Raw genomic sequence first — 13,879 nt, forward strand, 5'->3', positions numbered from 1 at the left:
AAGTAAACGACATGACTGGGTGGTTAAGTATGAAGCTGATGGGGTTGATAACCCTTATCAATTTGGTTATCGGTGTGACATTGGGCGGTTTGCTATACACAATCTGGCCGGAACATTATTTCAGATGGTATCCCTCCATCCCGATTTTCTATTGGGTGATGGGAATCGTGATGACTTTCATTCTCGACCGGGTAAAAAGGGAAAAGGGTGACGTGACGATTACGGCTTTTATGCTGGTGCGTTTTTGCAAATTCACGCTCGCGATCATCTTCCTCTGGCTTTACGCCTCGCTGGTCAGGGAGAACTTGAAGATGTTCGGCTTCACCCTGATGCTTTTCTATTTCATCTACTTGGGATTGGAAACATATACGGTTTATCTGTTCGAGAAGAAAAGAATGAAAAGAGAGAAAAAGGAAAATGACGAACAATATCAAAAATAACAGATCGATATGGACAGTGTTGCTGATGTGGCTCTGCTTTCTGGCGCCGACCCGTGCGGAGGCCGGAGAGGGCGGCATCGATGTACAGGATATTGTCTTTTCGCATATTCAGGACGCTTACACCTGGCATATCACCGAATGGAACGGGAAGGAGATCGCCATCTCCCTGCCGGTGCTGGTCAAGAGCGAAGAGCGCGGATGGGATATGTTCCTCTCCCATCATCTGCACCACGGGCAGGTGCATCATGACTATTATATCGCGTCCGAAGGCGGACACGCCGGCAAAGTGGTGGAAAGGAACAGCCGCGGCGAAGAGGTGCGCCCCCTCGACTTGTCGCTGACCAAGAATGTTTGCGGCTTGTTTCTCAGCTGCGGTATCTTGTTGTTCGTGGTTCTGCGGACAGCCCGTTGGTATAAGAGACACCCCAACCAGGTTCCGGGAGGATTCACCGGCCTGATGGAAACGATCATATCCTACATCCAGGACAGCGTGGTCAGGGATTCGATCGGGAAAGAAGGATACAGGCCGTTTTCGTCTTACCTGCTGACCGTCTTCTTCTTTATCCTGATCAACAACCTGATCGGAATCATCCCGGTCTTTCCGGGAGGAGCCAACATCACCGGCAACATTGCGGTTACGGCTGTACTGGCGGGATGTACGTTTATCGCCGTCAACTTGTTTGCGACAAAGGAATACTGGAAAGAGATTTTCTGGCCGAAAGCGCCGATCTACCTGAAACTTCCGTTGCCGATCATGCCTTTCGTGGAGTTTTTCGGCGTGTTCACCAAGCCGTTTGCCCTCATGATCCGTCTGTTTGCCAACATCATGGCGGGACACACGATCATCCTGGCACTCACCTGTTTGATATTCATAACGGTATCGATGGGGTTGCTGGTGAATTTCGGAATGACGATCGTATCCGTGCTGTTTTGTGTGTTCATGAACTGCGTGGAACTGTTTGTGGCATGTTTGCAAGCCTATATTTTCACGTTATTGTCGGCTAACTATATCGGAATGGCAAAGGTGAAAAAAAATCCCCGCGTTAAGACAAGGCGCGTCGCAAGCTTAAGACGCACCTCGTCTCTGCTCTGAGACGACATCCGTCTTAGACTTAAGACGACAAGAGATAAAGACATTTTAAAATCACTAATTAATAAAGTCAAACACTATGTTATCAACAATTTTATTACAAGCAGCAACCGGAATGGGAATGGCTAAATTAGGTGCAACAATAGGAGCCGGGTTCGCCGCCATCGGCGCCGGCCTGGGTATCGGGCTGATCGGCAAGGGGGCTGTCGAATCAATCGGACGCCAGCCTTCCGCCGCCGGTGAAATCCGTACTTCCATGCTGATCATGGGAGCTTTGATCGAAGGCGTGGCGCTATTTGCGATCGTTGTATGTTTCCTGGCTTTGTTCCAATAAAAAAGTAACAGGTTATGTCATTATTAACACCGGATTCGGGGCTTCTGTTCTGGATGATCGTTTCATTCGGGATTGTCTTTGCCATCCTTTCCAAATACGGGTTCCCTGTCATCATCAAGGCGGTGGAACAACGGAAAGCCTACATCGACAACTCACTTGAAACGGCCCGCCAGGCGAATGAACAGCTTGCCAATATCCAGGCCGAAGGAGCCCGGATACTTGCCGAAGCAAAGGAAAAGCAGAATGCCATCCTGAAAGAGGCCTTTGCCGAAAAGGAACAAATCATTGACGAAGCTCACCGGAAAGCTGCCGCCGAAACCCGTTTGCAGGTGGAAGAGGCTGCCCGGCGTATCCGCGAAGAGAAGGAGAGAGCAATCCGCGAAGTCCGTTCCGAGATTGCCGACCTCTCGATCGCCATAGCAGAGAAGGTGATGAAAGAAAAGATCAGCCGAGACAAGGAACAACAACAAATCATCGACCGGCTGTTGGATGAGGTATCGTTTTGTAAATCGTAACGTATGGATATAGGAACAATCTCTTCCCGGTATGCGAAAGCCATTTTCTCCCTCGCGAAAGAGAAAGGGTTGGAGACGCGGGTATATGATGACATGAAGATGCTGGCAGACAGCTTCTCGCTCGAACCGGAGTTGCGGGCCGCCCTCGGCAATCCGATCCTCCCGGCAGAGGAGAAGCTCAAGCTGCTGACGGCGGCAGGCGGCATAGAGGTCTCCGACCTGTATGAACGTTTTATGCACCTCGTGCTGGAACATAAACGGGAAAGCCTGCTGCTCTTCATGGCGCATATCTATATCCATTTGTACAGGATAGACAAACGCATCACCCGTGTGCAATTCAGCACCGCCGTACCGGTCGGCGAAGAAGTGAAAGAACATCTCCGAGACAAGTTGAGGGAAGAGACAGGCAACACCATCGAATTTACCGGCATCGTGCAACCGGAACTGATCGGCGGTTTCCGCCTGCGCATCGGGAACTACCGGATAGATGCCAGCTATGCGACCCAGCTGCGGGACATCCGCAGCCGGTTACTCGAAAACAGATAAAAACAGAAAGAAGTATGACAGATCAGATAAAAGTGAGTGAAGTTTCCGCCATCCTGCGCCAGCAGTTGGAAGGGATCAGCACCGGCATCCGGACGGAAGAAGTGGGTACGGTGCTCCAGGTGAGCGATGGCGTAGCTCGGATTTACGGTCTCGACAATGCCGAGGCTAACGAACTCCTGCAGTTCGACAACGGAATGGAAGCGATCGTGATGAACCTGGAAGAGGACAATGTGGGAGCTGTCCTGCTGGGGCCGACGGACCGGATAAAAGAGGGCGACACCGTCAAACGTACAGGACGTATCGCCTCCATCGATGTCAGCGAAGGCATGATCGGACGTGTGATCGACCCGCTCGGAAACCCGATCGACGGAAAGGGGGAAATAACGGGAGAGACCTGCGAGATGCCGCTCGAACGCAAAGCACCGGGCGTTATCTTCCGCCAGCCGGTCAACGAGCCGTTGCAGACCGGTATCAAGGCCGTCGATGCGATGATCCCGATCGGACGCGGACAGCGCGAACTGATCATCGGAGACCGCCAGACAGGAAAGACCTCTATCGCCATCGACACGATCATCAACCAGCGCGGCAACTACGAAGCGGGCAATCCGGTCTACTGCATCTATGTGGCAATCGGGCAGAAAGGCTCTACCGTCGCCTCGCTCGTCAACACGTTGCAGGAAAAAGGGGCGATGGATTATACGATCGTTGTCAGCGCGACGGCATCCGATCCGGCAGCCATGCAATATTTCGCTCCTTTTGCGGGCGCCGCCATCGGCGAGTATTTCCGCGACAGCGGACGTCATGCCTTGGTGGTCTATGACGACCTTTCGAAACAGGCAGTCGCCTATCGCGAGGTATCCCTGATCCTGCGCCGTCCTTCCGGACGCGAGGCCTATCCGGGAGACATCTTCTACCTGCATTCCCGTCTGCTCGAACGGGCTGCCAAGATCATCAACCAGCCTGAAGTGGCCCGGCAGATGAACGACCTGCCGGACAGCATGAAGGACAAGGTGAAAGGTGGCGGTTCCCTCACAGCCTTGCCGATCATCGAGACACAGGCAGGCGACGTGTCGGCCTACATCCCGACGAACGTCATCTCCATCACCGACGGACAGATCTTCCTCGAAACCGACCTCTTCAACCAGGGAAACCGTCCGGCTATCAACGTCGGTATCTCGGTATCCCGCGTGGGTGGCAACGCCCAGCTGAAAGCGATGAAGAAAGTGGCCGGGACGCTGAAGATCGACCAGGCGCAGTTCCGCGAACTGGAATCGTTCTCCAAATTCGGCGGCGAGATGGATGCCGTAACGGCTTTCACGATCGACAAGGGACAAAAGAACACGCGACTGCTGATACAGCCCCAATACAGCCCGATGCCTGTCGAAGACCAGATCGCCATCCTCTATTGCGGTACACAGGGATTGCTGAAAGAAGTCCCGCTGGATAAAGTGCACGACTTCGAAAAGGAATTCCTGCGCGAACTCCACACATCACACCAGCACGATGTACTGGACATCCTGAAAACCGGAACCATCGACGACGATATCCGGAAGAAACTGGAAGAAACGGCAAAAACAGTATCAAGATTATGGCATCATTAAAAGAAATAAAAGTCCGGATCGCGTCTATCCGGAGCACGCAGAAGATTACCGCAGCCATGAAAATGGTCTCTTCGGCAAAGCTCCACCATACCCAGACGCTGACCGAACACACACTCCTCTATGCAAACAAGCTTTCCGCTATCTTAAACGGTCTTTTAGGTACGGAATGCAATCTGGAATCACCTTACACTGAAAAGCGTGAGGTGAAACAGGTCACTATCGCCGTCTTCTCATCCGGCAGCGGACTGTGCGGCACGTTCAATGCCAACGTATGGAAAGAACTGTCCGCCCGTCTGCATGAATTAGAGACACAACACATCGCCGTCCGCCTCTATCCCGTCGGGAAAAAGATCGCCGACGAACTGCACAAGGCGGGCTATGCGACCGAAGACGATTTTCTGCATTCAGGAGAGAAACCTTCATACGAAGAAGCGGTCCGCCTCGCCGGAAAGCTGATGGAACTCTTTTCTTCGGGCAAGGCCGACCGGGTGGAACTGCTTTACCATCATTTCAAGAATATGGCGACACAGGTATTGACCCATAAAGTCTACCTGCCGGTCGCCCTGCCGCAGGCTCCGGCTGGAAACACCGCCCCGGCAATCGATTATATCCTGGAACCGTCGCCCGATAGCCTTCAGGCATTGCTTTTCCCGAAGCTGCTCAACCTGACGGTCTACACGACGTTGCTCGACACGACGACCTCCGAGCATGCCGCCCGCATGATGGCAATGCAAACGGCCAACGACAACGCCAACGACCTGATCCAGGAACTGACCCTGCAATATAACAAAACCCGACAGCAGGCCATCACCAACGAGTTGCTGGATATTATGGGCGGGCAATAAGCATAGATTACGATTAATACTTTCCGCCGCTTGCTTGTATAATTCGTGTCAGCATGATTAATATCCGCACAGGGAAGAACTGTCTTGTATGCACTTTTGGAGTATTAAAAACGGTGTTAAATAGAAAAGTTTTCCGTTTTGAATAAAACGATATATGATTATTAGGTGATTGACATATTTTAACTGCATAAAAGTTTTCCAAAAAGTTTACCGCATTGTTATACTATATACTTTTGCAGGCATAAAAACATTCAAACCTCAATAATAGATTTATCATGATTCAGACAGTTATCAAACGTGACGGACGTATCGTCGGGTTCAACGAAGAGAAGATAGCAACTGCTATCCGCAAAGCGATGTTGCATACGGAAAACGGGGAAGACCGGGAGCTGGTCCGCCAGATCACCGATCATATTTCTTTCAAAGGCGACACGCAGATGACTGTCGAGGCTATCCAGGACGCCGTCGAGCTGGAACTGATGAACAGCAGCCGCAAGGATGTAGCACAGAAATACATTGCTTACCGCAACCAGCGCAGCATCGCCCGCAAAGCCAAGACGCGCGATATGTTCCTGGAGATCATCAATATCAAATCCAACGACATCACCCGCGAGAATGCCAATATGAATGCCGACACGCCTGCGGGCATGATGATGAAGTTCTCCAGCGAAACGACCAAGCCGTTCGTCGACGACTACCTGCTGAGCGAAGAGGTCAAGGAGGCGGTGGAAAACAACTACCTGCATATCCATGATAAAGACTATTATCCGACCAAAAGCCTCACGTGCGTACAACATCCGTTGGACCGCATCCTGAGATACGGCTTTTCAGCCGGACACGGCGAATCACGTCCGGCAAAGCGTATCGAAACAGCCAGTATCTTAGGCTGCATCTCGCTCGAAACAGCCCAGAACGAAATGCACGGCGGCCAGGCGATCCCGGCATTCGATTTCTACCTGGCTCCCTACGTGCGCAATAGTTTCATCGAAGAAATCAAGAGCCTGGAAGAACTGAACGGGCAAGATTATTCGCATCTCTACCAGCGGGAACTGGACGACTATGTGAACCGTCCGCTCGAAGGATTGAGTGGCGACGAACGTATCATCCAGCACGCCGTCAACAAGACCGTCAGCCGCGTGCACCAGTCGATGGAAGCCTTTATCCACAATATGAACACCATCCATTCCCGTGGCGGCAACCAGGTGGTATTCAGTTCCATCAACTACGGGACGGACACTTCGGCCGAAGGACGCTGCATCATCCGCGAGATATTGAAAAGTACATACCGCGGCGTCGGCAACGGCGAGACGGCCATCTTCCCGATCCAGATATGGAAAAAGAAACGCGGGGTGAGCTATCTGCCGGAAGACCGCAACTACGATCTTTACCAGCTTGCCTGCAAGGTGACGGCCCGCCGTTTCTTCCCGAACTTCCTCAACCTCGACGCGACATTCAACCGGAGCGAAGACTGGCGTGCCGACGACCCGCAACGTTATATGCATGAGGTAGCGACCATGGGATGCCGCACACGTGTATTCGAGAACCGTTTCGGTCCGAAAACTTCTATCGGCCGCGGTAACCTCTCGTTCTCGACGATCAATATCGTGCGTCTTGCGATCGAATGCATGCCCATCGAAAACAAGGAAGAACGAATCGCCCAATTCTTTGCCAAGCTCGACCATATGCTGGATATAACCGCCCGCCAACTGCACGAGCGCATGGAATTCCAGAAAACGGCATATGCCAAACAATTCCCGTTGCTGATGTCTTCTCTCTGGCTGGGCAGCGAGAAATTGAAACCTGACGACACGATCGCTCCCGTGATCAACCAGGGCACATTGGGTATCGGCTTTATCGGCTTGGCGGAATGCCTGGTCGCCCTTACCGGCAAGCACCATGGCGAAGATGCGGCCTCGCAGGAGTTAGGATTGAAGATTGTCAGCTACATCCGCAACCGGGCCAATCAGTTCTCGGAAGAATACCAGCATAATTACAGCGTACTGGCCACGCCGGCCGAGGGCTTGTCGGGCAAGTTCACCCGCCGTGACCGCAAGAAATTCGGTTCGTTGCCCGGCATCACGGACCGCGACTACTATACGAACTCCAACCATGTCCCGGTCTACTACAAATGTAGTGCCCGCCACAAGGCGGAAGTGGAAGCTCCCTACCATGAGATGACACGCGGAGGCCATATCTTCTATGTCGAGATGGATGGAGACGCGACCCATAACCCGGAAGTGATCATGCAGGTTGTCGATATGATGGACCGTTATAACATCGGTTACGGTTCCGTCAACCACAACCGTAACCGTTGCCTCGACTGCGGCTACGAAAATGCGGAAACCCATCTGGAAAAATGCCCGAAATGCGGCAGTACCCATCTCGACAAACTACAGCGCATCACCGGTTACCTGGTCGGCACGACAGACCGCTGGAACAAGGCAAAACTGGCGGAACTAAACGACAGGGTTGTTCATAATTGAAAACAGCGAGAGATATAAACAATATATTATAAACCAAGAATTGAAGATTGTAAGTCAAGTATTTTATGTTTCAATTTTCAATTCTTAAATTTTAATTTCCAAAGTGCTTTCCATCATTGATATTATAGAAGATACGACGGTCGATGGTCCGGGATTCCGGACCGCGATCTATGCGGCGGGTTGTCCGAACGCCTGTCCGGGCTGTCATAATCCCGAATCATGGGATATAAGAAAGGGTAAACAAGTCTCGACGGAAGAAATCTTGGAGAAAGTCTTAGCAGATGACTTTGCCAATGTGACCTTCAGCGGCGGCGACCCCATGTTCCAGCCGGAAGGCTTCACCGAACTGGCACAGGCGATCAAAGAAAGAAGCCGGAAAAACATCTGGTGTTATACCGGCTATACTTTCGAACGCCTTCTCGACAATCCGAAACAGGCGGAACTGCTCCGATACATCGATGTCCTGGTAGACGGTAAATTCAAACAAGCCCTACGCGATGAGAGCCTCCTTTTCCGCGGTAGCAGCAACCAGCGCCTGATCGACGTCAAAGCCTCCCTTAAAGCTGATAAGGTGGTTTGCCTGACACTGAATTATGATATTTAGGGATCATCCTGCTACCATTCGATGAACTTGCCACGCTGGCGGCGTTTTTCAAGTTCTTCTTCCAGATAACGCTGGCGGTCTTTGGCGATGTAGCGGCGGGCGAAGATGTTCGGAACAGCAACACCTAAGGAGATACACAGGATGATCAAAGCCGAATTGATTCCGTTGGCAAAAGCGTTGGTCACTTCGCCAATCACTCCATGCAGATTGATAAAGGCAAACAACGAACGGTACATCAATACTCCCGGAATCATCGGAATGACAGACGGGATCGTCAGCACGTGATTCGGCACATCGAACCAATGGACCGCCTTTACCGCAATCAGGCTCACGACAAAACTTCCCATAAACGAACCGATCACCGGACCATATCCTAACTCGAAGTTCACGAAATTGCGGGTACACACCGCAATGATTCCCCCTAAAGCCACCACCCACAGCAGACGCCGCTGGATATTGAAGATCATCGAAAAGCCCATAGCCGCGATAGCCGCCGCGATGGCATAAACGTAATAAGGATCATGCGGCACCATACTCAACTCGCTGAACTTATGATCGATCTCTATATCGTTCATCACCAACACCCGCATGGCAAAGGCAATCCCGAACGTCATTGCCCCGACCATCATCATCGTATTGGCCGCCCGCGTAATTCCGACAAGCAGATGATTATCGATCATGTCATCCACAAAGTTGATCAACGGCACGCCCGGCACAATAAACAGGGCACAAGCCAGCAACGGCTGATAAGGCGTGGATGACAGCCCCGAAAAAGAAGAAGCGTATGCCAGGCAGGTCGCCCCAAATGCCGCAATCGCAATACTCATATACACGTTAATCCCGAATTCGATACAACGTGCCCGGATCCGGAATCCGACAAATGCACAAATAGAAGCAAACAAAAATGCGATCCAGTCACAACCGAACAACTTACAGAAACCGCCACAGGCGAACCCGGCGCCGATCGCCACCAGATAAGGCATATAGTTACGAGGCTTGCGTGCAATCCGCTCAAGTTCTTCCTCATACTGGTCCAACGAATAGTCCTGTTCGATCGCCTTCCACGACAAATGGCTGACCTCCGTAATGGTCGTCATATTGATACCATGCTTCTCACACTTCTGGAATTTGGAAAAAGAATGTGTCTCGTCGCTCACATTCACCATAATCATCGTCCATCTGATATCCAGATGAAGCTTTTCTTCCGGAATCCCCATGAAAGCAGCCACACGCTTCATGTTCCGTTCGATGCGGTTCGTATCCGCCGCACTCTCCATCAGTAATTTTCCCGTACGGAGCAATAAGTCCAGTTTTCTCCGTAATAACAAAACCTCCCGGTCAGTCAAAATCTCTTTTTCCATTCTTTTTGTCTTTTCTCGATTAAATGCGGTACAAAAGTAAGAAGGCCTGCTTTCTCAAGCAAGCCCACATGGTAGTTATTTTAGAATAACTTATCTTATTGCAAAACCGCCGCAAATTATCCGACGATCCATTTTCCGCCCGGTATGAGCGAAATAATCTTGGTTGCCACAAAGCAGCAAACGAATGTGCATACTGCAATGGCGGGTATGGCGGCAACGGTAGGCAACGGCAGGACGGACTTGAACACCGTAACCCACAAACCGAGCCAAAAGATGTGCATCAGATACATACCGTAGCTGAGTTTCGAGAGTTCCAGCACGAAGCGCGGAGTTTCCGGAAGTTCAATGCAACTGAACATCAGGAACGTGCCTGCCGTGAGAAGTACACAGTTGATCGTGCAGAAAGCCCACCCTATTTCGAGTACGGGCGTGGGAAGGATTTCCCCGGGTATGGCCTGAACATAGAACGAATAGATGGTCAAAGCCGCACCGACGAGCATCGAAGCGGTTCCGGCAATGAGACGTTTGGAGCGGTTCCAGGTCAGATGGACATGTATGTAATGTGCGAGCACGAGATAGCCTAAGTAACCGGAGAAATACCACAGCATGTGATATTCGTTCCAGAAGCACTGTCCCCACACCTCCCCGAACCAACGGTTCAGGTATGGCATACAGGTCGACAGGAGGAACAGCCCGATAAAGAAACGTTCTTCTTTGGCCGTCGCCTTGCTCAACCAGGGTGATACGATAGGGATGAACAGGTAAATGCTGATCAAAGGGTACATGAACCACAGGTGTCCGGCCAGTGTCGGGAAGTTCAGGAGTATCCGCGACAGGTCTTTGATCGAGGTCGTTCCATCGATCTGTCCCCACAACATCGGGAGGGTACTGTAGAGTATCATGAATATGAAAAACGGCGGCAGGATGCGGATGCAACGCCGGCGGTAAAACTGCCACATGGTCTGCCCTTCCTTCATCGGCGCAAGAAGAAAAGCGGAAACTATTATAAACAACGGCACGGCCATACGCGAGAAACCGTCGTACATAGACACCCATAGCCGGTCTGCCTCATTTGCCAGAAAGGCTTGCGGCCCTACCATGTCTGTCGAACCGGGTGCGCCGTAAAAATTTTCACTGGCGTGGACGACCATGACAAGGAAGCATGCGAACACGCGTACATAATCCAAAAAAACTATACGTTTCATTTTTTTGCTTAATTACTATATTAATAAGAGATTTAATTCTTTAGGCGAAGCATGCATTCATGGCGGAAAAACTTCGTGATTTTCCAGATACTGCTTAATTGGCGGCAAAGATAGGAAAAAAGCCGTAACCTGCCATTAAGCCGCCAAATATGAAATCCAGTTTTATAAAAAAGCCCTATCCTCTCTTGTATTTACGGCCTATTATCCTCCAACTTTTTGTTGTGTATATATACATGGACGAATACAATCTTATGCCAGGTTTCAGCATCTTAAAATAATTAATTAACGTTGTTTATTTTTTCGTGATAAATAGTTTACATACTTTTGCAGCGGATTAAGGTGAACCGCCTGCTTTCTGCATGTGGTGAGAGGGAATCCGGTGTAAGTCCGGAACAATGCCCGTTGCTGTAATCCTGTTCCGGTACCATAACCGGAAATGCTTGCGACCTCATGCCACTGACACAGTCGGGAAGGCCACGCAAAGCCGGGAAAGTCAGAAAACCTGCCTCAATCAATTGATATTCGAGCCTTCGGGACAAAAGGCGAGAATTAACAGGAAAGGATTTCCACACGAAATTCATCCATTTATTTATAGCTTATATGAAACTGAATTGTATTGCAATGTCTTTACTTTCGGTGTGTATGCTTACTCCTGGAGTAGCCCTGGCAGAAGGAATATCTGTCAATCCACCCGAAACAAAAGAAATGAAAGCCGGTACTTGTGTGTTAACCGGCAGGATTACCGATGCGGAGACAGGAGAAGGTATACCGATGGCAACCATCACGGTTCCGGGAACAGTAATAGGCACCGCCTGTGATGCAGACGGCTTTTTCCAAATGGAATTAATTGAAGGGAAAAGCTACAATTTGCTGATCCGCTCCACCGGTTACATGGAGCAACGAATCAAAATCGATGCCAACGGACCGGAAAAAAAATTAAACATCACCATGAATGCCGGTATATTCGACCTAAACGAAGTGGTCGTTACCGGAACACGTACGGAAAAAACAATTCTAAATACGCCTGTACTCACCCGATTAATTCCCGCAGCACAGTTGCAACGAAATGATTTCGAAAACATCATGGACGCATTGGAATTCACAATTCCCGGATTACAGTTCAACAGTGATCCCAGAGGTGACAATATCCGGATACAGGGATTGGAAAACAAATATGTTTTAATACTCGTTGACGGAGAAAGATTGTCTAACACTCCCGGAGGTCCGATCGATTTCGAACGTCTTAGCACATCCAATATCAAACAGATCGAGGTTATTAAAGGAGCAGCATCCGCACTGTACGGATCAAGCGCGATCGGTATGATTGTCAACATTATTACAAAAACCCCCGAACGTCCGGCAGAAGGTTGGGCAAAAGTCCGTTATTCAAGATTCAATGACTTATTGGTAGACGGTAGTTTCGGAACGGCCTACAAAAACTTTACTTCTCAAACATTATTCAATCGCAATTCCACAGATGGCTATGATTTGACACCGGAAAGTCCGGAAGCATTTACCAAGCAACCTTCTGCTAATATGACTTTTGAGGAAAAGTTAGGCTGGACACATAAACAAACCAAAATAACAGGTTCCGGAACTTTTTACCTGAATGATGTAAAAAATCCGCCACTCAGTACAAAAAGTACGCATTATAAAAGTTTGAATAAGACATTCCGTGCCACATTGGAACAACAAATAGGCAAGTACAACCAACTGAAACTCGTTTATTACGGAGATTTCTATACACGTAAAACAGTCTACGAAAAGTTAGATTCCACTGCTAAAAATGCATCATCTAATGTACAAACACTGCGTCTAACTGATATATACACCCCTGTGGATAACTTACAAATGGTGTTCGGAGGGGAATTCAATTGGAATAAAGATTACAATGATATGCAATACGGTACGGAAATAAAAACACGTAAAGTAAACGATATCAACGGTTTTATCCAAGCAGATTGGCAAATTCTACCTTTACTGGATATCATCGGAGGCTTTCGTTATACGCATCATTCAGCTTTCGGAGATGCTTATACTCCCAAAGTGAACCTGATGTTCAATCCTGGTAACTGGAAATTCCGGGGAGGTTACAGTAAGGGTTTCAAAGCTCCGGATGCAACCGAATTATATTCGGATTTTATGATGGGAAGCGTATCACACAATATCGGCAATCCGAATTTAAAAGCCGAAAAATCAAACTACGTTTCTTTATCAGCCGAATACTTGCATCAGAATTTCAACATAAGTGCTGAAATCTATCAAAACAGTATCAAAAATAAGATACAATCAGCTTATGTAAATGTAACAGATGCCAATGGAATCACCTCTACGGAATTACGCTACAGCAACGTGGATGATGCCCGCATACGAGGTGCTGAAATCAGTGTTGATTATTATCCTATTCGCCAAATCTACCTGCATGGGAGCTATGCTTATACGGATGCGTTGGATAAAAATACCGATTTACAACTGAAAGGGAATACTCGCCATGCGATCAGTTGTAATGCATCATACCATTTCAATGTTTTCAAAAAAGAAGCATCTGTTTCGATTGCCGGACATTGGAGTTCCAAGAAAATAAATGACAAGGAAGAAATAACTGTTGATGAAACAACAGGGGAAACCATACAAAAGATCACAACAGATTCTCAACCGGCTTACAGTTTATGGAAACTGACGCTTCAGTATACTCCATGGAAATATCGTCATATGGCATTAATAACAACAGCCGGAGTACAAAATATTTTCAATTATACTGATCCGGTTCACTATACGACCTATGATCCGGGAGCAAGAGTATTCGGTTCCGTATTATTCAAATTTTGATTTTTTACAGAGAGTGTATAACCAAT

Annotated in this window: 12 protein-coding genes and 1 riboswitch; of the genes, 10 read left to right on the forward strand and 2 right to left on the reverse strand. The window is 49.1% G+C overall.

Annotated elements, in window-relative coordinates:
* The first annotated feature begins 11 nt into the window (after window positions 1–11).
* The 9 genes from ACW6QF_RS09155 to nrdG all read left to right on the forward strand — a co-directional run bounded on the left by ACW6QF_RS09155 (window position 12) and on the right by nrdG (window position 8,458).
* Window positions 12–440: a hypothetical protein gene (locus tag ACW6QF_RS09155; RefSeq protein WP_298547745.1), complete on the forward strand. Its 429-nt coding sequence runs from the start codon at window positions 12–14 to the stop codon at window positions 438–440.
* Window positions 418–1,533, forward strand: coding sequence for a F0F1 ATP synthase subunit A (gene atpB, locus ACW6QF_RS09160; protein WP_456087582.1), 1,116 nt, complete (start codon window positions 418–420; stop codon window positions 1,531–1,533). Before ACW6QF_RS09155 ends, atpB begins: the two co-directional genes overlap by 23 nt.
* 76 nt (window positions 1,534–1,609) lie before the next feature.
* Window positions 1,610–1,864, forward strand: a complete 255-nt coding sequence (gene atpE, locus ACW6QF_RS09165; protein WP_298547751.1) for an ATP synthase F0 subunit C — start codon at window positions 1,610–1,612, stop codon at window positions 1,862–1,864.
* A 14-nt stretch (window positions 1,865–1,878) separates the two neighbouring features.
* Window positions 1,879–2,379 (forward strand): F0F1 ATP synthase subunit B, encoded by a 501-nt coding sequence (gene atpF / locus ACW6QF_RS09170; protein WP_298547754.1) that lies wholly within the window; start codon window positions 1,879–1,881, stop codon window positions 2,377–2,379.
* Window positions 2,380–2,382: 3 nt separating this feature from the next.
* The gene (locus ACW6QF_RS09175) at window positions 2,383–2,925 is read left to right on the forward strand and encodes a F0F1 ATP synthase subunit delta (protein WP_456087583.1); all 543 of its coding nucleotides are present in this window, start codon (window positions 2,383–2,385) and stop codon (window positions 2,923–2,925) included.
* Window positions 2,926–2,939: 14 nt separating this feature from the next.
* The gene (atpA, locus tag ACW6QF_RS09180) at window positions 2,940–4,526 is read left to right on the forward strand and encodes a F0F1 ATP synthase subunit alpha (protein WP_456087584.1); all 1,587 of its coding nucleotides are present in this window, start codon (window positions 2,940–2,942) and stop codon (window positions 4,524–4,526) included.
* The gene (locus ACW6QF_RS09185; protein WP_456087585.1) at window positions 4,514–5,371 is read left to right on the forward strand and encodes a F0F1 ATP synthase subunit gamma; all 858 of its coding nucleotides are present in this window, start codon (window positions 4,514–4,516) and stop codon (window positions 5,369–5,371) included. Before atpA ends, ACW6QF_RS09185 begins: the two co-directional genes overlap by 13 nt.
* A gap of 275 nt (window positions 5,372–5,646) precedes the next feature.
* A complete protein-coding gene (locus ACW6QF_RS09190) occupies window positions 5,647–7,854 on the forward strand; it encodes an anaerobic ribonucleoside triphosphate reductase (RefSeq protein ID WP_456087586.1) in 2,208 nt (735 codons plus the stop codon).
* Between the two features lie 103 nt (window positions 7,855–7,957).
* Window positions 7,958–8,458 carry an anaerobic ribonucleoside-triphosphate reductase activating protein gene (gene nrdG, locus ACW6QF_RS09195; protein ID WP_456087587.1) on the forward strand — a complete coding sequence of 167 codons (501 nt, stop codon included), beginning with the start codon at window positions 7,958–7,960 and terminating at the stop codon, window positions 8,456–8,458.
* A gap of 11 nt (window positions 8,459–8,469) precedes the next feature.
* Here nrdG and ACW6QF_RS09200 read toward each other — a convergent pair whose 3' ends face one another.
* Both ACW6QF_RS09200 and ACW6QF_RS09205 read right to left on the reverse strand, forming a co-directional pair.
* On the reverse strand, window positions 8,470–9,819 hold the full coding sequence (locus ACW6QF_RS09200; protein ID WP_456087588.1) for a threonine/serine ThrE exporter family protein: 1,350 nt from the start codon (window positions 9,817–9,819) through the stop codon (window positions 8,470–8,472).
* A 116-nt stretch (window positions 9,820–9,935) separates the two neighbouring features.
* Window positions 9,936–11,024 (reverse strand): acyltransferase, encoded by a 1,089-nt coding sequence (locus tag ACW6QF_RS09205; RefSeq protein ID WP_456087589.1) that lies wholly within the window; start codon window positions 11,022–11,024, stop codon window positions 9,936–9,938.
* Window positions 11,025–11,344: 320 nt separating this feature from the next.
* Window positions 11,345–11,548, forward strand: a riboswitch (cobalamin riboswitch).
* 118 nt (window positions 11,549–11,666) lie between these two features.
* Here ACW6QF_RS09205 and ACW6QF_RS09210 point away from each other — a divergent pair.
* Complete coding sequence (locus ACW6QF_RS09210) at window positions 11,667–13,853, forward strand: TonB-dependent receptor (protein WP_456087590.1); 2,187 nt, start codon at window positions 11,667–11,669, stop codon at window positions 13,851–13,853.
* Window positions 13,854–13,879 lie beyond the last annotated feature (26 nt).

It is taken from the genome of Parabacteroides sp., from assembly GCF_977054455.1.

Excerpts from the sequence above, each read along its gene's own strand:
- ACW6QF_RS09155 (WP_298547745.1), top strand. The coding sequence starts at position 12 with ATGACTGGGTGGTTAAGTATGAAGCTGATGGGGTTGATAACCCTTATC.
- atpB (WP_456087582.1), top strand. The coding sequence starts at position 418 with ATGACGAACAATATCAAAAATAACAGATCGATATGGACAGTGTTGCTG.
- atpE (WP_298547751.1), top strand. The coding sequence starts at position 1,610 with ATGTTATCAACAATTTTATTACAAGCAGCAACCGGAATGGGAATGGCT.
- atpF (WP_298547754.1), top strand. The coding sequence starts at position 1,879 with ATGTCATTATTAACACCGGATTCGGGGCTTCTGTTCTGGATGATCGTT.
- ACW6QF_RS09175 (WP_456087583.1), top strand. The coding sequence starts at position 2,383 with ATGGATATAGGAACAATCTCTTCCCGGTATGCGAAAGCCATTTTCTCC.
- atpA (WP_456087584.1), top strand. The coding sequence starts at position 2,940 with ATGACAGATCAGATAAAAGTGAGTGAAGTTTCCGCCATCCTGCGCCAG.
- ACW6QF_RS09185 (WP_456087585.1), top strand. The coding sequence starts at position 4,514 with ATGGCATCATTAAAAGAAATAAAAGTCCGGATCGCGTCTATCCGGAGC.
- ACW6QF_RS09190 (WP_456087586.1), top strand. The coding sequence starts at position 5,647 with ATGATTCAGACAGTTATCAAACGTGACGGACGTATCGTCGGGTTCAAC.
- ACW6QF_RS09200 (WP_456087588.1), bottom strand. The coding sequence starts at position 9,819 with ATGGAAAAAGAGATTTTGACTGACCGGGAGGTTTTGTTATTACGGAGA.
- ACW6QF_RS09205 (WP_456087589.1), bottom strand. The coding sequence starts at position 11,024 with ATGAAACGTATAGTTTTTTTGGATTATGTACGCGTGTTCGCATGCTTC.
- ACW6QF_RS09210 (WP_456087590.1), top strand. The coding sequence starts at position 11,667 with ATGCTTACTCCTGGAGTAGCCCTGGCAGAAGGAATATCTGTCAATCCA.